Origin of the sequence: Ectopseudomonas composti, assembly GCF_001567565.1 — a bacterium.
Taxonomy (GTDB): domain Bacteria; phylum Pseudomonadota; class Gammaproteobacteria; order Pseudomonadales; family Pseudomonadaceae; genus Aquipseudomonas; species Aquipseudomonas composti_A.
The window spans coordinates 251918-271922 of record NZ_LSSW01000030.1; the positions used below are offsets into that span (position 1 = coordinate 251918).

Consider the following 20005-nt stretch of genomic DNA (forward strand, 5'->3'; position numbering starts at 1 on the left):
GGCCCGGCGTTTCAACCGAACATTTCGCGGCTAAAGCCGCTCCTACAGGGGTTGCTGCGGTGCTTCGTAGGAGCGGCTGGGCGGCATTCCGTTTCAGCCGAGATAGTTTTTCAAGCAGTCGCCGCTGAAGCGCCTCCCACGGTGCCAACAGCTACAACCGCGCCAGCTCAGAACCCCACACAACCTGTGGGAGGGGCTTCAACCGCGAACGCATCGACAACCTCCCCCGCTGGCCCGGCGTTTCAACCGAGCACTTCGCGGCTAAAGCCGCTCCTACAGGGAGGGCTGCATTTTTGTAGGAGCGGCTTCAGCCGCGATGCTCCTCTGCCACCTGCCGATGCATTTCCCGCATACAATCGCCACATGCCTCACAACGACACCCCTGCCCCGACCATGAACGCCATTCCCGCGCACGCCGAACTGATCCTGCCCGCCCCTGCCAAGCTCAACCTGATGCTGCATATCCTCGGCCGCCGCGCCGACGGCTATCACGAACTGCAGACCCTGTTTCAGTTTCTAGAACATGGCGACGAGCTCGGCTTCAGCGTGCGCCAGGATGGCGAAATCCATCTGCACACGCCCATCGAAGGCGTGCCGCATGACAGCAACCTGATCGTGCGTGCGGCCAAAAGGCTGCAGGAAGCTTCAGGCACCGCACTGGGCGCCGACATCTGGCTGGACAAGCGCCTGCCGATGGGCGGCGGCATCGGTGGTGGCAGCTCGGATGCCGCCACCACCCTGGTCGGCCTCGACCACCTGTGGCACACCCAACTGGGCGAAGATCGCCTGGCCGAACTGGGCCTGGCGCTGGGCGCCGACGTGCCGGTATTCGTGCGCGGCCGCGCTGCTTTTGCCGAGGGCGTTGGCGAGCATCTGACCCCGGTGCAACTGGACGAGCCCTGGTTCCTCGTCGCCGTGCCGCAAGTCTTTGTAAGCACAGCAGAAGTTTTCGGCTCGCCCGAGTTGACACGGGATACGCCGCCCATTAAAGTTCGCAGCCTTCTTGCGGGGGGTGGTCGAAACGACTGCCAGCCGGTTGTAGAGAAGCGTTACCCAGAAGTTCGTAACGCTTTGATCTTGCTGAACAAATTTGTTCCAGCTAGATTGACCGGCACTGGAGCTTGCGTATTTGGGAGCTTCCCAAATCAGGACGATGCTGATAAAGTCGCCCGCCAACTTCCAGGCACTCTGCCGAGCTTTGTCGCTCAAGGTCGCAACATCTCGATGCTGCACCGCAAGCTCCAAGCACTGGCCAAGAAGTGAATGCTCAGCATTCGGTTATACGATACAGGGGCGTCGCCAAGCGGTAAGGCACCAGGTTTTGATCCTGGCATGCGTTGGTTCGAATCCAGCCGCCCCTGCCATAACCTCTTCCGGGAGGCATCGGCAACCGATTCAAAAAGCGTTCGACACAGAATATAGGGGCGTCGCCAAGCGGTAAGGCACCAGGTTTTGATCCTGGCATGCGTTGGTTCGAATCCAGCCGCCCCTGCCATTTTCCATACCCATCCAGGTATACCCTCAGCCGGCAGGTACTGCGCGTGTCCAAGATGATGGTCTTCACGGGGAACGCAAACCCCGATCTGGCGCGACGGATCGTTCGTCAGCTGCACATTCCTCTCGGCGATGCTTCGGTCGGTAAGTTCTCCGACGGCGAAGTCATGATCGAAATCAACGAGAACGTTCGCGGTAAGGACGTCTTCCTGATTCAGCCGACCTGTGCGCCCACCAACGACAACCTGATGGAACTGGTAGTGATGGCCGACGCCTTCCGCCGTTCCTCGGCCACCCGCATCACTGCGGTCATCCCCTACTTCGGTTACGCCCGCCAGGATCGCCGTCCGCGCTCCGCACGCGTGGCGATCAGCGCCAAAGTGGTTGCCGACATGCTCACCGTGGTCGGTATCGACCGCGTGCTGACCGTCGACCTGCACGCTGACCAGATCCAGGGCTTCTTCGACATTCCGGTGGACAACATCTACGGTTCCCCGGTCCTGGTCGACGACATCGAAGACCAGCGCTTCGACAACCTGATGATCGTCTCCCCCGATATCGGTGGCGTCGTTCGTGCCCGCGCCGTGGCCAAGAGCCTGGGCGTCGACTTGGCGATCATCGACAAGCGTCGTGAGAAGGCCAACCAGTCCGAAGTGATGCACATCATCGGTGACGTAGAAGGCCGTACCTGCATCCTGGTCGACGACATGGTCGACACCGCCGGTACCCTCTGCCACGCCGCCAAAGCGCTGAAAGAGCGCGGTGCCGCCAAGGTCTACGCCTACTGCACCCACCCGGTGCTGTCCGGCCGCGCCATCGAGAACATCGAGAATTCCGTCCTGGACGAGCTGGTGGTGACCAACACCATCCCGCTGTCCGCTGCGGCACAGTCCTGCTCGCGCATTCGCCAGCTCGACATCGCCCCGGTCGTCGCCGAAGCGGTTCGCCGCATCAGCAACGAAGAATCGATCAGCGCGATGTTCCGCTAAGGAACCCGCTGACGTTAAGCGCCCCGCCTTGTGCGGGGCTTTTTGCCCTACCGCCCGAGGCTGGTCGCAAGCCGTACGGCGGTTTGGTTATTTTGGAGAAGTGAAATGACTGTTGAATTTGCCCTGAATGCCGAAGTGCGTTCCGACCTGGGGAAAGGTGCGAGCCGCCGCCTGCGTCGTAACGTGTCCATGGTGCCTGCCGTAATCTATGGCGGCGAAAAAGCCCCGCAATCCATCAGCCTGCTGGCCAAAGACCTGGCCAAGCTGCTGGAAAACGAAGCGGCCTTCAGCCACGTTCTGAGCCTGGACGTTGCCGGTACCAAAGAAAGCGTCCTGATCAAAGCCCTGCAGCGCCACCCGGCCAAAGGCTTCGTACTGCACGCTGACTTCGTTCGCGTCGTTGCCGGCCAGAAACTGAGCGCCCACGTACCGCTGCACTTCATCAACGAAGCCAGCTCCGTTGGCGTCAAGCAAGGCGGCGGCGAAGTCCTGCACGCCCTGAACGAAGTCGAAGTTTCCTGCCTGCCGAAAGACCTGCCGGAATTCATCGAAGTCGACATGGCCAAGGTCGCTGTTGACCAGACCGTTCACCTGTCCGACATCAAACTGCCGAAAGGCGTCGAGCTGGTTGCTCTGGCCCACGGCAGCGACCTGCCGGTAGCCAGCATCCACCTGCCGCGCGTTCGTGAAGAAGCTGCCGGCGAAGGCACTGCCGAGTAATCGTCAGTAGCTGGCCCGGCATGCGATCACGCCGGGCCATGTTCTCGAAAGGGCTCCTGTATGACTGCCGTACAACTGATCGTTGGCCTGGGTAACCCCGGCCCCGAATACGACCAGACCCGGCACAATGCAGGGGCCCTTTTCGTTGAGCGCGTGGCAGCCAGCCAGCGCGTCAACCTCAGCGTAGATCGCAAGTATTTCGGCCTGGTGGGCAAGTTCGTCCACCAGGGGCGCGAAGTTCGTCTGCTCATCCCCACCACCTACATGAACCGCAGCGGCCAGTCCGTGGCGGCATTGGCCAATTTCTTCAAGATCAAACCCGAAGAGATCCTGGTGGCCCACGACGAACTCGACATGCCACCCGGCGTCGCCAAGCTCAAACAGGGCGGCGGCCACGGCGGCCATAACGGCCTGCGCGACATCATCGCCCAGCTCGGCAACCAGAATAACTTCCATCGCCTGCGGCTCGGCATCGGCCACCCGGGGCACGCCAGCCTGGTATCCGGCTACGTGCTCGGACGCGCCCCACGCGGCGAACAGGAACTGCTCGACAAGAGCATCGACTTCGCCTTGGACGTCCTGCCGGAAATACTCGCCGGCGACTGGACCGTGGCCATGCGCAACCTGCATAGCCAGAAGGCCACCAAGTAACCACCTTTCCCCCGAGGGACACACCATGGGATTCAACTGCGGCATCGTCGGCCTGCCCAACGTCGGCAAGTCCACCCTGTTCAACGCCCTCACCAAGTCCGGCATCGCCGCAGAGAACTTCCCCTTCTGCACCATCGAGCCGAACAGCGGCATCGTGCCCATGCCCGACCCGCGCCTGGATGCCCTGGCCGAGATCGTCAAACCCGAGCGGGTGATCCCCACCACCATGGAGTTCGTCGACATCGCCGGCCTGGTAGCCGGTGCGTCGAAAGGTGAAGGCCTGGGCAACAAGTTCCTCGCCAACATCCGCGAGACCGACGCCATCGCCCACGTCGTGCGCTGCTTCGAAGACGAGAACGTCATCCACGTCGCCAACAGCGTCGACCCCAAGCGTGACATCGAGATCATCGACCTCGAACTGATCATGGCCGACCTCGACAGCAGCGAAAAGCAACTGCAACGCGTTGCCCGCACCGCCAAGGGTGGCGACAAGGAATCCGTGGCGCAGAAGGCCCTGCTGGAAAAGCTCATCCCCCACCTCACCGAAGGCAAGCCGGCACGCAGCCTGCTCAAAGACCTGGGTGACGAAGAGAAGCGCCTGGCCAAGACCTTCCACCTGCTCACCACCAAGCCGGTGATGTACATCGCCAACGTCGCCGAAGACGGTTTCGAGAACAACCCGCACCTCGACGTGGTCAACGCCATCGCCGAAGCGGAAGGCGCCATCGTCGTGCCGGTGTGCAACAAGATCGAGGCCGAAATCGCCGAACTGGACGATCTCGAAGAAATGCAGATGTTCCTCGAAACCATGGGCATGGAAGAGCCGGGCCTGAACCGCGTGATCCGCGCCGGTTACTCGCTGCTCAACCTGCAGACCTACTTCACCGCTGGTGTGAAGGAAGTGCGTGCCTGGACCGTCAAGATCGGCGCCACCGCCCCGCAATCGGCTGCAGCGATCCACACCGACTTCGAAAAAGGCTTTATCCGCGCCGAAGTCATCGCCTACAACGACTTCATCCAGTACAAGGGCGAAGCCGGCGCCAAGGAAGCCGGCAAATGGCGCCTGGAAGGCAAGGACTACATCGTCAAGGACGGCGACGTAATGCACTTCCGCTTCAACGTTTGATCGTTTTAAGTAGTGCATAGACAAAACCCCGCCTTGGCGGGGTTTTGTTGTTTTTGGGGGTGGGGAATTGCGGGCTGGGGATTATGAATCTGCTACGAGCCGCCTCGCTGAGCCAGTGAGCCCCATAAAACCGGGCTTTCATCGTTTCAGCTACCTCACTACTCCAGAGCCTTTCAAAAAAAGCTGACGAAGTAGTCACCTCTGTTAGATACTCGCTTCCTAGCTACGCTATGGAGAGTCACCCATCCTTAGCGAGCGCCTCACATGCTGGGCCTATGCGCCCTTAGCATGATAGGTATCGCTGGATGACGAAGCTTTTTCTTTGCGTATAGCTGATAGAACATTTATTCACTATCTGCTTTGATATATAACAGCTTCCAGATCTAATATTCAAATAAAATAGTAGTCTCAAGGGGCGGGTTAATGCCAACTCAAAATGGAATTCGAGGGGCTGGAGGCACTGCTCAGTCACATTCGAAAGAGCTTTTGAGTATTGCTTACATTCAGGCTTTATGTGCAACCGCTGGCCTGAATTATAGCGAACCAAAAATTGATAATGATGGCGTAGATATCACTATCCGTGGAAAGGGGTTTTCAGGCAACTACTCATGCCCAAGGATAGAATTTCAACTCAAGTGCACTAGCTCTCATTCATATATTGATCACTCCACTAATGAGCTCGTATACCCGCTCCCCGTTCATAACTATAATTATCTTGTATCTCCATCCGTAGTTCCCATCTTACTAGCTGTCCATTTTTCCCCTATCGATCAAACTTCTTGGTTACAGCACAAAGACCTTGGAATGACTCTTCGCTACGCCACGTATTGGTGTAGCTTGGCAGGATTACCTGTAAGCAATAATAACTCTTCTGTTACTGTCAGAATACCTCTCTCCCAAAGGCTCGGCCCTAATACGCTTATCTGGATGATGCAGCAAGTAAGCTCGAAAAATCCCATCATGAATAGTGCGAGCGCCCCCATATGACTACATACAATGAGGCTATACGCTATTCTTTGCTAAGATTTCTAGCCCACCATGATTGGTTCCTCTCCGGCGAGGCTAACGCCCCCTTTTCTGTTTATCACTCACCAGATGGCATAGAAGTCTTAATTCCCAATAAGGATTTTGTTAATCATAAGCAATCCCTTGATTTACTTGATGAGGCCGTTGAGTTAGTCGCCCTTTCTGTTGGCCGAAGCTTTGATCAAACGCGCAAGCTTCTTCTCCAAGCTGATTATGATCACTTTTCTTTGCGTGAGTCTGGTGATGCACTATCTGAAGGATCCATTTCTTTAGCATCAGGATTATCTGTCGTTTCCGGCGTTTACGGTCTATTTAAAATCGCTGCCAGCTCAGCTGTAAACATTAAAGGCAAACGAAAAATTTCTCGCGGTTATTTGGACTCAATAAAAATGTCTGCCCCGACTAAGGGGAGCTTTGTATTTAACTTCGAAGCCAAGCTTTACAGCCCTATCGGCGCCGACACCCCCATCCTTAACGTTGCAGGCGTGAGTTCAATGGGGCGACTTATAAACACAAACTTTGCTAATAGAATAAAAAGATTCAAGTCAATTCTTGATGGCGACCAAGAGAAAGTAAAATCAAAGCTTCTACGTGAAGGCATTGACTATAGATATTGCAATGGAATCTCCAGTGCATTTGCTGACGAAGCTGAGAATATTGATTTTAGTTTCGCGTGGTCATTTTTAGAGCCCGCAGCAATTTCAGCACCTGAGAAAATATCCTTTGACAAGAAGGATCACGCCCGTATTTTCGAGTATTCAAAGATACTTATGAACTATCAATCTGCCAGGGTCGATGGACTCCCTGCGTACCTTGAAAGCTTTACACGCAGAGAGGGCGATACGGAGGGCCGGGTATATATTCGCTTCTCCTATGAGCGCAAAGACTTCTCGACATCGGTACTAGTTGATGGAAATCTATATGAACGCCTTAACGAGAAACACGTAAAGAAGCAGCGAGTATCTGTTAGTGGCAATTTATTTTTCTCTGATGGAGGCCGTGCAAAAGTTGAGGCTTTTGAAGTCAAGTCAGTTCGACTCGCAGACGATCTACTTATTGAACTAATTTGACTTACACCCGGCCTACCAATCCTTGGTACGCAAACCCTCCATGCACTCTTTCACGTCATCATCAATGACGTTCCCAGGCTTGATGCATTCCTTCATGGTGCGACGAACCCCGCGATTGGCTTCGCGTTCTCGTTGATCTTGGGCTTTGAGGTTGGCTCTGGCTGCATCGCCAAGCGGGCCTTTGCTGGCACCAGCCATGTATTCGTTGACCAGCCGGTTCATGGTCTTGCCATAAGCCAAAAGGGGACAGATTTATTTATCACGTCATAGGCGGGGCTTGTCTGACCATTCTCTGGCATCAAATCGCCAGTAAGCAAGCACCACTAATGTCTACTTCTGCCTTACGCCCTCACCCGCTTTCTACGGGCCGATACAACTGGGGCGGCCATACATACCGTCCCCCACACGCCGACCAGTATCTTGTGACCAGGCAGCATCACGCTATTGGTCATAAACCAAGCTATAAGCGCTACCACCACCCAATCGAATACATAGGGCTGCCTTAGCCCTAGAAGCGGACTCCAACGTTTTGACGAGAGGCTTAGCCAGATAATGGATGCGAAACACGTGAGGCAGTAGAAGCCGGTGTAGAGGCTTCCGTAAAAGCTGAACCCGATATAGAGCAAGCCGCTTACAGCGCTGCCTGCCACGATTGAAAAGCCTAGGTTGTTACGCCTTTCGAGAGCTTCGAGTGTGATCATTGCTTGCCATCCTTGAGCTGCCAGCCGGCGCCCCGGCGCTTAGCTATATCCTGTGCAATCACTACTCGCGTTTGGGTTGGTGAGATCCTGGCCGGTCTATTCGATGTCAGGACTGATCTCGCCATTGGCAGGATCGACCCGCCCCGTTCTCAGCCACAGAGAGTATTCAGGATATCGCTCCGCCATCAAGTCGAGCTCGCTTGTCCTCAGGTTCGCTCGCTTGTCGTATCGGATCGTCTTGCAGCGCTCCTCCTTGATGCCAGTGGCTTCACTGACCTCGCGGTGACCGATCTTAGACAAGAAAATGCGAACTCTATCGTGGGTTGATTCCATAAAGGTCTTAACAATAGCCTATTGAAATATTCCACAATCACAGGAAAGTGGTATTATTCCACCCGAGCGCTTGGCACATCTCACTGCCATTCAGGTGCTCCCCGATTATAGGGACTTTGTCACGGAACGGTCTGATGTGCCGAGCTTCCGAGCGCAGCTATCCACGAAATCCATGCAAGTTCAGCCACAGGACGCGGCAGGGATCAGAGACGACCAGGCGCCTGCCTGAATCTACGGAGACATTTATTTATGGAAGAAAGCTATGTCCCCTTGCTGCTGATGCGCCACAACCGTCCGCTGCGCGGCGTGATGATCGACCGCCAGCCCTGGGTCTGCGCCAAGGAGTTCGGCTTGTTGATGGGGCACCGCCATCCGGAACGGATCTGCCGGCTGATGGATGACGACCAGGTACGCACGGTGATCTTCTGTAGCCACCAGGGCGATGCGGAGCCTGTGCAGATGCTCAGCGAATCCGCGCTTTACCGCGCCCTCTGCCGTTTCAGCCATCCCGAGAATCGCCACCTGCGCCGCTGGCTCACTCATGAAGCCCTGCCCGCTCTGCGCGATGCCTGGGAGCATCGCGCACAGGAACCCAAGCGCACGCTGATGGCCTGGGATCGCCAGCGCATCAGCCTGCTGGAATGGCAAGGCGATCTGTGGATCGCCCTGCGCGATATGCCGCGCTTCGCCCCGCCCTCACCACCCGGCGAGCGCTCGCTGCGCGCCCTGCTCAATCGCTGGTGGCGCTGATGGCCAGCCTGACCATCCGCATGGACGACGACCTAAAGCAACGCTTGCGCGCCCAGGCAGTTCGCAACGGACGCTCAATGGCAGAAGAAGTGCGGCAAATCTTGCGGGATGCTCTCTCGATCACTACCCAGCACGGCTCACAGGTAACTTGCGCACGGCAGCATCGCTCGCTCAATTCTCCTTGCGCTATCCATCCCGGCGAACTGCTGCGCGAAGCATTTCTGAAAGAGCTCGGGATGACGCACTCCGCACTTGCTCGTGCGCTAAATGTGTCAGCCTCGACCATCAGAGACATCGTGCGGGAGCGACGGAACATCACTGCTGTCATGGCCATACGGCTTGGCCGCTACTTCGGGACCTCAGCCCAACTCTGGATGAATCTGCAGAGCGTGCACTCTCTGACCAAGGCGTACGCTGAGCGCAGCGATGAGATTGAAAGGGAAATAAAGCCTTTCAAACCTCCAACCAATCTACCCCCAGCGTAGGGCTCGATTTATGCGCTGCTTGCGTACCAAGAACGAAGATTCGAAGGGTGCCGATCCCGGCAGGACTGGAGAAGCTCGTTCTGTCTCGTGGCTACCCTGGAAACGGCAAGCTGTTCAGCTCCTGCAGGTCAGCCTTCCGCAAAGCCTACGAGCGCACCGGCCTGCATACGCCAGGGCAGATGACCCACATACTCCGCCACACCTTCGCCAGCCACTACATGATGCAGGGCGGGAATATCGTCACCCTGCAGCGCATCCTGGGCCACGGCGACATCAAGATGACCATGCGCTATTCGCACCTCGCTCCTGATCACTTCGCGACTGCCCTGACCCATTCGCCGCTGGCTCTAATTACGAACCGAGACTAAATAGCCACCATTAAAATGGCTATTTGCCATTCCTTTGCTACACCTAAAACACCACAACCATTCACAGGGATGTAGCTATGAAAATCAGCGGCTATTTAGCTCTCACTCTCCCTCTATTTCTAAACGCCTGCGCTAACGCACCTGACGTACCCACCCCTGTTGTTGACGCCGTCATGGCAGTAGGTGGAGAGCAAGCTCCGCAGGATGATGATCAGTTCCGTCAGCTATTCGAGGCGAAGCTGAATCAAGCTCTTGAGTTCTGCACCCCCATCCTTTCTGGAATGGAAGCAGAGTCAGAGGATGGCGCTAGAAAAGCGTTCTGGCTCTCGATGGGCGGCCTTGTTGCCGGGTCTGTTCTTGCGCCAGGACTTACTGCTGCGAATGCATCCGCAAATGCGGGATGGATCGGCGCTCTAAGTGGTTTCGGCGGGGCGGCTGGATTCGCTGGCAAAAATTACGAATCACTAGGCCTCAATGGGAAAGGCCAAGCTACACAACGTAATGACATCGTGGAAAGATTCCGAGCCCACATTACAACAGCCCTGAATATTCAGGAGGCGAAGCAAACGCGCCTAAATGCACTGTACGGTGCAAAAATTGAGTGCGTCATGTACAAGGCGTTCACACCCCAGCTATCCGCAGAAGAGTAGCGCTCGCGCATTTGCAGGGACAAGAAAGGGACAGTTAGGGGACACCGGCCCAAATAAAAAGGGGCTAGCTTGCGCTAACCCCTTGAAATTTATGGTGGCTACACCGGGACTTGAACCTGGGACATCAGCATTATGAATCCACTACGAACCGCCCCGCTGAGCCAGAAAGCCCCATAAGCTGAACCTTTCAGCCCTTCCCCAAGCTGGCTAGGCCAGTCTTTTCCAGAGAATGTTGGCATTGTAGTCACTAGTGCTCTTCAACATAGCGCACCTATTCAATGCCCCCCAATCTAGACATTCATTTTTTACCCTTATCAAGTGCTACATCAATTCTTCTGACGCCCTCCACAACGGTATCAGCTGTAGAATTGAGAACCTCTTCCACGAAAACAGGAAGAGCCTCTCTAAGCTTATCTTTAACTACAAAGCTATCTTTAAAGCCTTTATAGTCTACAGCCTTCACCATTTTCAAAATAGGCAAAACGCTATGAAGTGAGTGCAATGGTATAGATGGATTATCAGGTTCAATAACCGAATAATATTTATCAAGAAACTCAAAGACGCTGAGATTCTCGTTCGACTCTGAATATTTCATCAATGCATAACTAAGAAGATCAAGATGATACGTAGATCGCCTAAAGATAACATCAAGCAGCTCACTCACACTTACCATACCATCCTTGATAACTGAAGCACTTTCTGTCCCTTGTTTCTTTTCCGCAAGAGCATCCAACATAGCCCGACTTGCTTTACTCATGTCTTTGACATGATCTTGCATGCCTTTAGCTATATCTATAGAGCTCCTCATATTGGTATCTAGATCATCCAACCTACTGGCAATGCTAGATATCTTTTCCAGCTGCTTTGAAATTGAACTACTACTACTAGACAATTCTGGAATGTACTTCCTTAAATCCTCGGCTTGTTCTTTCAACATTCCAGATGTTTTTGCACCCGACTCGCTCTGTATAAATCCATAAATAATAGCTATTACCGCCAACAATATAGAGGCGATTGCAGCTGCAAAAGATATAAAATTAACCACCTCCTGCCATCCAACAAATGTATAGCTTACAGAGATTAACCAGTACTCAGCCATCATAAGCACTGCAACTGCAAACAACCACTCGCGCCTTGAGAACTCTTTTCCACTCATACTTCCTCCCCCCTCACCATCAACCTTCAAGCTTGGCTTACCAGAAGATTCCTTATTTATAAATTTCTGCATTAACTCTTTTATTTGCCTGTTTATTTTCGACCACACGCTCCCCATCCCAATATGCCCTCTGACTCCACTCAACCCCAAACCGCTTCATAGCTCTTGCCCGGAAATTGGAGCAATCCATCTGAGTCCATTTCATGTCATGCGGATTGCAAGAAGGATGCTGAATAAAAACGCTATTGAATGTTCTGATATATGTCGCCCAATCGACCGGGGGCATTCCTTTCGGATGCACGTAATACGCCGAAGATTCTCCATTCTTTGGCTGTACGTTTGTTCTTTGTGGGACTGACGTTTCTGGAGTTGCGGTGACTTTAGGCTGCTCCCTTGCTGGCTCAGTGCTCCAGCTTTTGGGCTCAGCCTTGCCATTCACTACGAAGGCTTCCTTCAATTTATGAAGGTCTATCGTCACTCCCCATCCCGTTGAATAGAGGTACATCATCCCGCTTGAGAGCAAAGCTGAAACGGCTATTGCTGCCGCATACGGTCGCCACCTTGCATGGCTGACTTTTCTTTGCGGCCGATCGTGGATATCTACCTTCACTCCCCCTCCTTGGCATCTCTTCGGGCGTACCAGCGCCTAGCTACTTCCTGTGTGATCGCTATCCCGCGTTTGGATTGGCCAAGTTTCGGTTGGCTTCGTCGAATTCGGGGCTGGTCTGGCCTATCTCCGGCGCGATCTCGCCGCTGACCAGCCATAGCGAATACTGAGGAAATACCTTCACGACGGCATCTATCTCGGCGTCAGACAGTCGTGCCTTACCGCTACGGATGTTTCCCCACCGGTATCGGTCGATGCCGGTCTCCTTCTCAAACCAGACGCTCGTCCGCTTACTGTCGAAAAGGCTTATAAGCCGATCTCTTATCATTCCTAAAAATTCTACTTAGTAGCTTGTACTTAGTAGGAAAGCGCCCGACAATGGGGCCACCTAGTAAATATTACTTAGTTAGTCTGTCAGGCAATTATAGGACATTCGCATGGAACAGTCTGGTGTAGTGGGGCTTTCGATTTCGGGGGACGCCCAACGCGTAACGGATTTCCGCGACGCACCGTTCTGCACGAAATACGTGCTGGCTCAGCTCCTGGGCACAGAGCAAATCAGCGAAGACGTGGTGCGCGGCTGGATCGAAAGCCACACCGTCCCGACCGTGAAAATCGGCCGTCACCGCGTCATCAACCTGCACCGCATCCGCCGCGACCTCGACCGAGGCAAAACCATCTTCTGCGCGGGGGATTACAGCGATGACTGATCAGCTGAAGCCCTTCCTGTACTCCCTCCTGCACATGCTCGTTGACTACCGCATGCAGCCCCGTGATCTGCGCGGCCAGTTCCATGACTGGGCCAAGTGGGGCCGTATTTCTGGCCGGATTGACCTTGCCTATGAGTTCGGTTTGATCACCCGTGATCAGTGCGCTGATCTTCATCGGCTCCTTACCAGCGCATCTGACTGCCTTGGGAATCCCTTCCCGCACCGGGCCAATGGTGGGCCTGTAATGCCTATTTCTGTTGAGTTTTGTCGGCGGCGCCCGGTGCTAAAGCCCCAAGCGCAGGACTCGGCCAATGAAAAGCCTGAGCCAGTACCTGCGCCAACCTCACGCCGACAACTGCGACTGCTCTGTGTGCTGGTCAAAACGAAGCTGGGAACCGCCCAAGCCGGTTGCCTGCCGATCCACACCCTGCACCGAGTGCCGCCCCGCGCGATGGTCCGTGGTCAATGGTCGAACCCACGTTACGCCGGCTTATACCTGCGAGAAACACACGCCACCGAGCCGACCGCCGAGGTACTGGAGCGTTGTGCACGACACCGGCAAACCTACGCCCTTCGTGCCCCTGCGCGAACCGTTCGAACTGGTGGGGTGATCGCATGATTTGCTTCTACATCTTTCTGGCCTGCGGTCTGGCCGTTCTTTTTCTGATTGACGTTGATGATCGCTCACAAGAAAGCGCTTCTGAGCAATCGCCTCCGGCGTCCGTGACTGGCCACCCCGGTCTCCCTGACCTAACAGCGCAATCACCGCCAGTCGCGGGCGACGGTGGCGAAACGGGATGACAAGGGCGCGGCCCTTGGTGTTAACGAACTAACAGGCTGCACAAGCGGCAACTGAAACCCCGGCAAGTCGAGAAGCACCCTCGGGCGAAAACGAAAGTTTGCCCGTGCGGGATCGCTCGGCCTGCTGAAAGGCAAACCCGCGCAATAAGGCGCAACCAAGCGAGGAAACACAAATGGCACGTTCGACTATGGAAGTTGCATTCCTAGGCACTCAGAAGCTGGCGTTTAACCAGAATGGCCAGGATGTACGCGTTTACAAAGTGTTCTACGGCGACGAACCGGACGGTGTTACCGAAAACGGCCTGTCCATTGTGAGCATGGACGTTCCCGCTGATGTTGGTGAGGAGGTCTTTGCTTCGGGGGCTCAATTTGCCCCACTCGAAATGGTCCGTATCACCTTCGATGTGGCCCGCGCTGGTAAGCAGAAGGGCAACAACCTTTGCGTCCACCTGGAGTCGGTCAAGCCGGCTTCCGGTCACGTTCCCAAGCCCGCTGCCCAACCCGGCCAGCAACAGCCCAAGTCGGCTGAAGCGCCCAAGGCCTAACCCCAGGCCATCGCCATGCTGATTCACGGCCGCGTCCTCTGTGACCTGTGCTTGGCCAACATGGGCCAAGTCTATGGCCAGCCTGCTGACTCCAGCGGCTGGGCGTCTGACTTCGGCATGGCGCCTGACTACGCCGTCTGCCCTGACTGCAAAGCCCTGGCTGAGCAAGAAGAAGACGGCGCAGCGCTCACGGACACAACGCAATAGGTGCCGGTATGGGATCGCTCGAAAGCTACCTCGCCAACGTCACCCTGGGTGATCTGTGGGCCCTGCAATTCCTTCAAGGGATGGTCTATCTGGCCGCCCTTGGCCTCATTCACGGGCACCAGAGGTAACGGGAAATGGCATTCACCTGGGGGCAATACCTCGTTATCGCTGGGCTCTTCATCGGCTCTCTCGGGCTCGGCGTCGCCTGGGGTGCTTTCCGGCTCGGCTGGAAAGAAATGATTGACGCATCAACCAACTGAGGAAACTCACCATGAAACAAACCCAACTCGCCGTGGCCGTCCGCCACGCCCACTCCAGCGAAGACACCCGTGTCGGTAAAGCACGGGGCGCCAAGCCGGTTGCCATGCTCACCGTGATTGCTGGCGGCATGACCGCTGGTGCGGCCAATGCGGCCATCACTGTTCCACCGGAACTCCTCGAGGTCTTCACCGATCTGGCCACCGCCTTCGGCACCCTGGTGGCTGCTGGTGCGGTGCTGTTCGGTGTCATCCGCGGCACCCTGGCGCTGTTCAAACTGGCCCGCAGCGTCTTCGGCGCCGCTGGTGCTTAACCGCTGAGGAGGCTGATAGATGCGCGCGGCTATCAGCCTTCGCCTGCTGCTTGCCCTCGCCCTTATGGGGTGGGGGCATTCCGTTTTTGCGTCAACAATCACCTACTGGACCGGGAGCAACTTGTCTCGACATGCATCTGGGTCCGCCGCCTGTAAGTCTTATAACTCCACTGCCATTTTTATTCAGGAAACCACTACTGTCGGCCGATGTGAGCTTCCTGGCGCTATGTTCATTGCTCAGGTCAATCGCGCTACGCTGCCTTGCCCAAATGGCGATAACGGCTCTTTCCAGTGCAATGCTTCCTGCGATCCACCCAAGCAAGTGGTCGATGGCAAGTGCATCACCCCTGAGCCCGAGCCCGACTGCTCCACCCACCTCGATCAAATGAAGTTTGCCGCTGTCGACTGCGCGGCCTCTCCTTCCGGTGTTTACGCCACACCATCGGCTGTTTCCATCGGCGGCGCCGAGTACGTATCGGCTCCCCAGCTCGGGGTAAACCAGCGCGTCAAAAAGAACCTCGACGGTTCCGGCACCGGCATCTGTGTTGCGCGCTATCAAGGCACCGGCAAATGCCAAGCCCCCGCTGAGGGTACGCCGGGCGTACCAGATGGCGCCTATGCCGATGCCACTCCCGAGGGCAATCAACCGCCCTGCTTCAACTTCGGCGGCAGTGAACTGTGTCTCTCCCCTGATAGCGCCGGATGCGATGTCTACAAGGGCAATCCCTGGTGCTACCAGACCGGCGACACCTGCGGCGAAGTTGGCATTGGCGGCAGTAAGGAGTTTGTTTGCTTTCCGAACACCTCCCGCCAATGCACCTACGTCAACGGCAAGATGGAGTGCATCTCCACTGGTAATCCTCCAGGCAGCAGCCCGCCCTCGGTCATCCCGGGCAACTCCTCCGACCACCCATACAACGGTGGCAACGCTGACGGTAACGACAAAAACGACCCCAAGGCCCCTGGCGCGGCAGACGACACCAAGTACGTAGGGGGCGGTGGCCCGCCTACCGATATGCGCGAAACCAATGAGGCCATCGCCTCCGTGGGCGACAAGGTCGAAGAGTCCAAAGGCATCCTGCAGGACATCCTCGACCTGCTCAACGGCGACGGCTCAGACGATTCCGGTGACCCTGACGGCTCCCCTGCAGATGCCGAAGCCGAGGGTGCGGCACTCGGCAACACCATAGCCGACTCGCTCACCGCCCAGATGCAAACGGTCGATGAAGAGCGCAACGAAGAAGTCGAAACCGTCCTCGATCAACTGCCCAACCAAGTCGGGCAATGGTTTGGTGCTGATGGCTCCGCTGTGGGGCTCGACTTCATGCACAGCATCTTGCCTTCGCCGGTCGCCTGCGCGGACTACATCGTCCCTCTGACCCTGGCCGGCTACACCGCCAACCTACGCCTGCCGGTCTGCGCGCTGATTCCCTACAAACCGATTCTTGAATGGGTCATCTGGTGCCTCACCGCTATCGGTGCCTGGCGCATCGGCTACGCCGCCCTCCGTCAAGAAGACGCCCGCCACAGAACCTAAAGGGAGCACCTAAGCCATGGGCTGGTTACTCAACTTCTTCAAAAAGCTCTTTCCCAACGCCTTCGCCTGGCTGGCCAAGTTCCTGCTGGGCTTCATCATGCCCATCCTCGGCCCCGTCCTGCAGGCTGCTGCCGCCCTGCTGCGCAAGGTCGGCATCTTCCTGCTGATCCTCGCCGCCATCGGTTCGGCCATTGCCGTGCTGGCTACAGGCATCGACTACGTCGTGTCCCGCCTCGCCTCATTCGCCGCGCCTGATCTGGTCATCGTCGGGCGCATGTTCCTGCCGGACAACCTCTCCTTCTGCATCTCCCTGCTGGTCTTCCTCAAGCTCAAGTCCCTGGCGTTCTACTGGGTCACAAAGCTTTCCGAAAAACTCATTCACACCTGAGTTCAGCCATGGCCGTCTATATCGTCACCGGCAAGCTCGGAGCCGGAAAAACCCTGCTCTGCGTCATGCGCATCCTGGCCTACCTCAAGCAAGGTCGCCGGGTGGCGGTCAACGTCGACGTGAAAATGGGCAAGCTGTGCAAGCGCGGCAACAAACACTCGCGCCTGGTCCGCCTGCCTGATCTGCCAACCGCCGATGATCTGGTTGGCCTCGGTGTTGGCTGCGATATCTACGACGAAGAACAGTTCGGCGGCATCTTCCTGGATGAAGCCGGCGTCTGGCTCAACTCCCGCGACTGGAACAGCGGCGGGCGTACCGACCTGCTCAAATTCTTCCTGTTCCTGCGCAAACGCCGTTGGGACCTCTGGCTATGCGTCCAGAACGTCAGCGTCATCGACAAGCAGATCCGCGAGTCCATCGCTGAACACGTCGTCTACATCAACCGCCTCGACCGCATAAAGCTGCCGTTCCCGATTGGCCCGCTGCTACGGCTGCTCTCCCTCGGCTTCTTCAAAGGCCGCCTGCCGAAAATGCATCAGGCCATCGTCAAGTACGGCGCCAAGTTCAACTCGCCCAAGGTCGATGACTGGTTCTATCGCGGCGAAGAGTTCTACAGCTTCTACGACACCACCCAGGAATACGACAAGGAATACGACAAAGGCTCGTATTCCATGCTGCCGCCCGGCTACTGGTACCGCCCACTGCCCGCCGCCAAGCGCGATATGGGGTTCTTCATGCGCACCACGAAAATCTTCTTCCGCCGCGTTCGCGTCATCAACGCCTTCTTCATTGGCGCCCTGGCCGCTGCCGCCATCTGCGTGCCCGTCTTCGCAGGCATCGCCATCACCCGCAGCCATCCCAGCGAGCCCACTGCCGCTAGCGCAAGCCCCACGCAACAGCCCGCCACGGGCCAACCTCTCGAAAGCGAATTCGCTGACTACCGCATTGCCACCTACGGCCAGTTGGGTGGGGAGAGCTTCTACGTGTTCGTCGATAGCACTGGCCGCCGCATAAAGTCCGACGACCTCCTATCCCGCGATGTGCTCGTTCGTGATCGCGGCCCCCGTGAAGCCCTGCTGGTCCGGGGCGACGACTACCTTTCCCTCTACAGGTGATCCGTCATGTTTCTTCATGCCTTCCGCAAAGTCGCCTTCTTCCTGTTCTGCGCCTGGGTGTATTGCCTTCCCCTGCAGGTTATCTATCTCGCACTTTTCTCTTCATGCTCAGCGCATGCAGCTGAACGCATCGAACTGTATGACGCCACCCTACAAGACTTCGTGGAATGGTCATCGCAGATGCTCAACAAATCCGTGGTCGTCGGCTCGGATATCCGCAATGCCCCCATCAGCATCTTTGCCAACTACCGCGATAACGACGAACTCGAAGCCCTGATCGCTAACGCCGTCACCTCGTCCGGTTTTCACTTCGCTGCACGTGGCAACACCCTGCTGATCAGCGCGCAGCCCATCCCTGAACCGCTCGACCTGAAAACCAAGGTGTTCCAGCTCCAGCACCTGCAATCCGATTTCGCCTACCAGTCGATTCTCGACGTGCTCCGATCACAGCAGGGCCAAAACCAGCAGTCCGGCCCATCCCTGATGGCGACCCCTTCGCCGACTTCAAACGCCGTGATTGTAACCGCCACAGAATCACAGCTCGAAACCATCGCCAGCGTCCTGGCTGAAATCGACAAGCCACGTCGCCAAGTCGTCATCACCGCCGTGGTGGCTGAGCTGGCCGACAACGACTTCGAAGCCCTCGGCCTCAATGTGGGTGCCAAAAACGAACGAACCGACCTGGGCGGGATCAGCCTGCGCGGCGCCGACAAATCCGACCTCGGCTTCAGCCTCACCTTCAACGGGCCAACCCTGTCGGCCTTCCTGCAGGCCGTCAAAGTTACCGGCAACAACCGCATCCTCTCAACGCCCCAACTGCTTACCCTCAACCGGGAAGCCGCCTCCATCGTCGTCGGCCAGAACGTCCCCTTCATCACCGGTCAAACCACCAGTGGCTCGACACCGGCCTCTGATCCCTTTCAAACCATCGTCCGCCAGGATGTGGGCGTCTCACTCGATGTAACGCCCTTCATCACCCCATCAGGGGCCATCGAACTCAGCGTTAACCAATCCGCCTCGACCGTCTCTGATGATCGCAGTGCCGCCGACATCATCACCAACACCCGTCGCATCACCACCAAGGTGCAGTTACCCGATGGAGGGGGTGTGCTCCTGGGTGGCCTCCGATCGGAGCAAACGGACGAATCCGTCTCTCGGGTGCCCTTCCTCGCGGATATCCCGCTGATTGGTCCCGTCTTCCGCTCGACCTCTGTCCGCACCCGTGGAACCAACCTCGTTGTCTTGCTCACCGCAGCCATACACACCGAGGAAAGAGGGGTAGCCGTGCCTGATGCAGTAAGTCCGCTGGTTCCGCAGGCGGTCGAGCAGGCGCGCGGGCACTTCGGCGCAGCCGGTGGGACCGCGCGCCTAGCCGACCGCTAGGCGCGCTGACGTCCCTGTAGCACGTCAGATAAACAGATTTAAGTAACCACGTTGCACCATAGAGATACAGAGAATGAGCGCACCAAAGGACTACTACCGCATTGATATCGAAACCGGAAAAGAGAACCCGAAAAGTCGTCTGTTCTGTGATCCTCGGGCGGGTGGTTTCGTGGATCTGTCCAACGTCCGAATTCTGGCCTGTAGCGTCGATACCGTCCGCCAGTTGTATCGCGGTCTGATCCGTCCGGAAATCATGTGCCTATTCGACAAGCCAGGGACCATCGTCGATTTCGCTGGCCAGCGTTGGCACTCCGGTCGCGTCAGCAAGGATTCCGGCTACCAGTACAAGCTCCAGAATGCAGACCTGGGCATCATCCTGTTGGTGAAGAACTTCAACGCCAAAATCGAGAACATTGGCCCACACCTGAAAATCGAAGTGTCTCCGCATGCCATCGATCAGTTCTGCCCCGAGCGCCTGCAGGAACGTCTTGACTACTACGCCAGCCACGTCCTGACCAACATTGAGCGCAACCAATGCGCCGTCCACCTCGCTCTAGACCTGCAGGGATGGCAACCGCCCGCTGATCTGGTTGCCCGTATGCACTGCCGCGCACGTGCTGCC

General features: G+C 56.6%; 22 protein-coding genes, 2 tRNA genes and 2 pseudogenes. 23 read left to right on the forward strand and 3 right to left on the reverse strand.

Annotation, left to right across the window (positions count from 1 at the left end):
- The first annotated feature begins 393 nt into the window (after positions 1 to 393).
- From ispE to PCLY_RS24900, 9 genes are all read left to right on the forward strand, one after another.
- On the forward strand, positions 394 to 1263 hold the full coding sequence (gene ispE / locus PCLY_RS21475; RefSeq protein ID WP_061242167.1) for a 4-(cytidine 5'-diphospho)-2-C-methyl-D-erythritol kinase: 870 nt from the start codon (positions 394 to 396) through the stop codon (positions 1261 to 1263).
- 26 nt (positions 1264 to 1289) lie between these two features.
- A tRNA-Gln gene (locus PCLY_RS21480) sits at positions 1290 to 1364 on the forward strand.
- Positions 1365 to 1420: 56 nt separating this feature from the next.
- Positions 1421 to 1495, forward strand: a tRNA-Gln gene (locus PCLY_RS21485).
- 46 nt (positions 1496 to 1541) lie between these two features.
- The gene (locus tag PCLY_RS21490; RefSeq protein WP_003244667.1) at positions 1542 to 2483 is read left to right on the forward strand and encodes a ribose-phosphate pyrophosphokinase; all 942 of its coding nucleotides are present in this window, start codon (positions 1542 to 1544) and stop codon (positions 2481 to 2483) included.
- A gap of 105 nt (positions 2484 to 2588) precedes the next feature.
- On the forward strand, positions 2589 to 3203 hold the full coding sequence (locus tag PCLY_RS21495) for a 50S ribosomal protein L25/general stress protein Ctc (RefSeq protein WP_061242106.1): 615 nt from the start codon (positions 2589 to 2591) through the stop codon (positions 3201 to 3203).
- 60 nt (positions 3204 to 3263) lie between these two features.
- A complete protein-coding gene (pth, locus tag PCLY_RS21500; RefSeq protein WP_061242108.1) occupies positions 3264 to 3854 on the forward strand; it encodes an aminoacyl-tRNA hydrolase in 591 nt (196 codons plus the stop codon).
- A gap of 25 nt (positions 3855 to 3879) precedes the next feature.
- Positions 3880 to 4980, forward strand: coding sequence for a redox-regulated ATPase YchF (gene ychF / locus PCLY_RS21505; protein ID WP_061242109.1), 1101 nt, complete (start codon positions 3880 to 3882; stop codon positions 4978 to 4980).
- 423 nt (positions 4981 to 5403) lie between these two features.
- Positions 5404 to 5967 (forward strand): DUF4365 domain-containing protein, encoded by a 564-nt coding sequence (locus PCLY_RS25435; protein WP_082768130.1) that lies wholly within the window; start codon positions 5404 to 5406, stop codon positions 5965 to 5967.
- The gene (locus PCLY_RS24900; RefSeq protein ID WP_156458633.1) at positions 5964 to 7076 is read left to right on the forward strand and encodes a hypothetical protein; all 1113 of its coding nucleotides are present in this window, start codon (positions 5964 to 5966) and stop codon (positions 7074 to 7076) included. Before PCLY_RS25435 ends, PCLY_RS24900 begins: the two co-directional genes overlap by 4 nt.
- Before the next feature lie 12 nt (positions 7077 to 7088).
- Here PCLY_RS24900 and PCLY_RS21510 read toward each other — a convergent pair whose 3' ends face one another.
- Positions 7089 to 7298 (reverse strand): hypothetical protein, encoded by a 210-nt coding sequence (locus PCLY_RS21510; protein WP_231740193.1) that lies wholly within the window; start codon positions 7296 to 7298, stop codon positions 7089 to 7091.
- A gap of 1061 nt (positions 7299 to 8359) precedes the next feature.
- On the opposite strand from PCLY_RS21510, the gene PCLY_RS21525 reads away from it, so the two are divergent.
- The 4 genes and pseudogenes from PCLY_RS21525 (at position 8360) to PCLY_RS21540 (ending at position 10363) form a co-directional block, all read left to right on the forward strand.
- Complete coding sequence (locus PCLY_RS21525) at positions 8360 to 8860, forward strand: BRO-N domain-containing protein (protein ID WP_061242116.1); 501 nt, start codon at positions 8360 to 8362, stop codon at positions 8858 to 8860.
- The gene (locus PCLY_RS21530) at positions 8860 to 9345 is read left to right on the forward strand and encodes a HigA family addiction module antitoxin (RefSeq protein ID WP_231740194.1); all 486 of its coding nucleotides are present in this window, start codon (positions 8860 to 8862) and stop codon (positions 9343 to 9345) included. The genes PCLY_RS21525 and PCLY_RS21530 overlap by 1 nt, the downstream gene beginning before the upstream one ends.
- A 41-nt stretch (positions 9346 to 9386) precedes the next feature.
- Positions 9387 to 9713, forward strand: a pseudogene (locus PCLY_RS21535) (tyrosine-type recombinase/integrase); the annotation flags it as partial.
- 77 nt (positions 9714 to 9790) lie between these two features.
- Positions 9791 to 10363 carry a hypothetical protein gene (locus PCLY_RS21540; RefSeq protein WP_061242120.1) on the forward strand — a complete coding sequence of 191 codons (573 nt, stop codon included), beginning with the start codon at positions 9791 to 9793 and terminating at the stop codon, positions 10361 to 10363.
- Positions 10364 to 10661: 298 nt separating this feature from the next.
- Here PCLY_RS21540 and PCLY_RS21545 read toward each other — a convergent pair whose 3' ends face one another.
- Together PCLY_RS21545 and PCLY_RS24905 are read right to left on the reverse strand one after the other, a co-directional pair.
- Complete coding sequence (locus PCLY_RS21545; protein ID WP_197432220.1) at positions 10662 to 11627, reverse strand: hypothetical protein; 966 nt, start codon at positions 11625 to 11627, stop codon at positions 10662 to 10664.
- A complete protein-coding gene (locus PCLY_RS24905) occupies positions 11572 to 12129 on the reverse strand; it encodes a hypothetical protein (RefSeq protein WP_156458637.1) in 558 nt (185 codons plus the stop codon). The genes PCLY_RS21545 and PCLY_RS24905 overlap by 56 nt, the downstream gene beginning before the upstream one ends.
- Positions 12130 to 12563: 434 nt before the next feature.
- Between PCLY_RS24905 and PCLY_RS21555 the strand changes: the two genes are divergently transcribed.
- The 10 genes and pseudogenes from PCLY_RS21555 to PCLY_RS21595 all read left to right on the forward strand — a co-directional run.
- The gene (locus PCLY_RS21555; RefSeq protein ID WP_170965270.1) at positions 12564 to 12836 is read left to right on the forward strand and encodes a MerR family transcriptional regulator; all 273 of its coding nucleotides are present in this window, start codon (positions 12564 to 12566) and stop codon (positions 12834 to 12836) included.
- Positions 12837 to 13147: 311 nt separating this feature from the next.
- The gene (gene pflM, locus PCLY_RS24635; protein WP_197432221.1) at positions 13148 to 13447 is read left to right on the forward strand and encodes a lysogeny maintenance protein PflM; all 300 of its coding nucleotides are present in this window, start codon (positions 13148 to 13150) and stop codon (positions 13445 to 13447) included.
- 363 nt (positions 13448 to 13810) lie between these two features.
- A complete protein-coding gene (locus tag PCLY_RS21560; protein WP_061242123.1) occupies positions 13811 to 14182 on the forward strand; it encodes a hypothetical protein in 372 nt (123 codons plus the stop codon).
- 341 nt (positions 14183 to 14523) lie between these two features.
- A complete protein-coding gene (locus PCLY_RS25335) occupies positions 14524 to 14649 on the forward strand; it encodes a hypothetical protein (protein ID WP_269451544.1) in 126 nt (41 codons plus the stop codon).
- A gap of 11 nt (positions 14650 to 14660) precedes the next feature.
- Positions 14661 to 14960, forward strand: a complete 300-nt coding sequence (locus PCLY_RS21570; RefSeq protein WP_061242127.1) for a hypothetical protein — start codon at positions 14661 to 14663, stop codon at positions 14958 to 14960.
- Positions 14961 to 14979: 19 nt separating this feature from the next.
- On the forward strand, positions 14980 to 16497 hold the full coding sequence (locus PCLY_RS21575) for a hypothetical protein (RefSeq protein ID WP_156458638.1): 1518 nt from the start codon (positions 14980 to 14982) through the stop codon (positions 16495 to 16497).
- Positions 16498 to 16513: 16 nt separating this feature from the next.
- Entirely contained in the window at positions 16514 to 16885 is a 372-nt protein-coding gene (locus PCLY_RS21580; protein WP_061242136.1) for a hypothetical protein, read from the forward strand.
- Between the two features lie 8 nt (positions 16886 to 16893).
- The gene (locus tag PCLY_RS21585; RefSeq protein ID WP_061242138.1) at positions 16894 to 18000 is read left to right on the forward strand and encodes a zonular occludens toxin domain-containing protein; all 1107 of its coding nucleotides are present in this window, start codon (positions 16894 to 16896) and stop codon (positions 17998 to 18000) included.
- Between the two features lie 6 nt (positions 18001 to 18006).
- Positions 18007 to 19383 (forward strand): secretin N-terminal domain-containing protein, encoded by a 1377-nt coding sequence (locus PCLY_RS21590; RefSeq protein ID WP_061242140.1) that lies wholly within the window; start codon positions 18007 to 18009, stop codon positions 19381 to 19383.
- A 73-nt stretch (positions 19384 to 19456) separates the two neighbouring features.
- Positions 19457 to 20005, forward strand: a pseudogene (locus PCLY_RS21595) (hypothetical protein); the annotation flags it as partial.

Coding starts and splice junctions, on each gene's coding strand:
- ispE (WP_061242167.1), top strand. CDS start 394: ATGAACGCCATTCCCGCGCACGCCGAACTGATCCTGCCCGCCCCTGCC.
- PCLY_RS21495 (WP_061242106.1), top strand. CDS start 2,589: ATGACTGTTGAATTTGCCCTGAATGCCGAAGTGCGTTCCGACCTGGGG.
- pth (WP_061242108.1), top strand. CDS start 3,264: ATGACTGCCGTACAACTGATCGTTGGCCTGGGTAACCCCGGCCCCGAA.
- ychF (WP_061242109.1), top strand. CDS start 3,880: ATGGGATTCAACTGCGGCATCGTCGGCCTGCCCAACGTCGGCAAGTCC.
- PCLY_RS25435 (WP_082768130.1), top strand. CDS start 5,404: ATGCCAACTCAAAATGGAATTCGAGGGGCTGGAGGCACTGCTCAGTCA.
- PCLY_RS24900 (WP_156458633.1), top strand. CDS start 5,964: ATGACTACATACAATGAGGCTATACGCTATTCTTTGCTAAGATTTCTA.
- PCLY_RS21510 (WP_231740193.1), bottom strand. CDS start 7,298: ATGAACCGGCTGGTCAACGAATACATGGCTGGTGCCAGCAAAGGCCCG.
- PCLY_RS21525 (WP_061242116.1), top strand. CDS start 8,360: ATGGAAGAAAGCTATGTCCCCTTGCTGCTGATGCGCCACAACCGTCCG.
- PCLY_RS21530 (WP_231740194.1), top strand. CDS start 8,860: ATGGCCAGCCTGACCATCCGCATGGACGACGACCTAAAGCAACGCTTG.
- PCLY_RS21540 (WP_061242120.1), top strand. CDS start 9,791: ATGAAAATCAGCGGCTATTTAGCTCTCACTCTCCCTCTATTTCTAAAC.
- PCLY_RS21555 (WP_170965270.1), top strand. CDS start 12,564: ATGGAACAGTCTGGTGTAGTGGGGCTTTCGATTTCGGGGGACGCCCAA.
- pflM (WP_197432221.1), top strand. CDS start 13,148: ATGAAAAGCCTGAGCCAGTACCTGCGCCAACCTCACGCCGACAACTGC.
- PCLY_RS21560 (WP_061242123.1), top strand. CDS start 13,811: ATGGCACGTTCGACTATGGAAGTTGCATTCCTAGGCACTCAGAAGCTG.
- PCLY_RS25335 (WP_269451544.1), top strand. CDS start 14,524: ATGGCATTCACCTGGGGGCAATACCTCGTTATCGCTGGGCTCTTCATC.
- PCLY_RS21570 (WP_061242127.1), top strand. CDS start 14,661: ATGAAACAAACCCAACTCGCCGTGGCCGTCCGCCACGCCCACTCCAGC.
- PCLY_RS21575 (WP_156458638.1), top strand. CDS start 14,980: ATGCGCGCGGCTATCAGCCTTCGCCTGCTGCTTGCCCTCGCCCTTATG.
- PCLY_RS21580 (WP_061242136.1), top strand. CDS start 16,514: ATGGGCTGGTTACTCAACTTCTTCAAAAAGCTCTTTCCCAACGCCTTC.
- PCLY_RS21585 (WP_061242138.1), top strand. CDS start 16,894: ATGGCCGTCTATATCGTCACCGGCAAGCTCGGAGCCGGAAAAACCCTG.
- PCLY_RS21590 (WP_061242140.1), top strand. CDS start 18,007: ATGTTTCTTCATGCCTTCCGCAAAGTCGCCTTCTTCCTGTTCTGCGCC.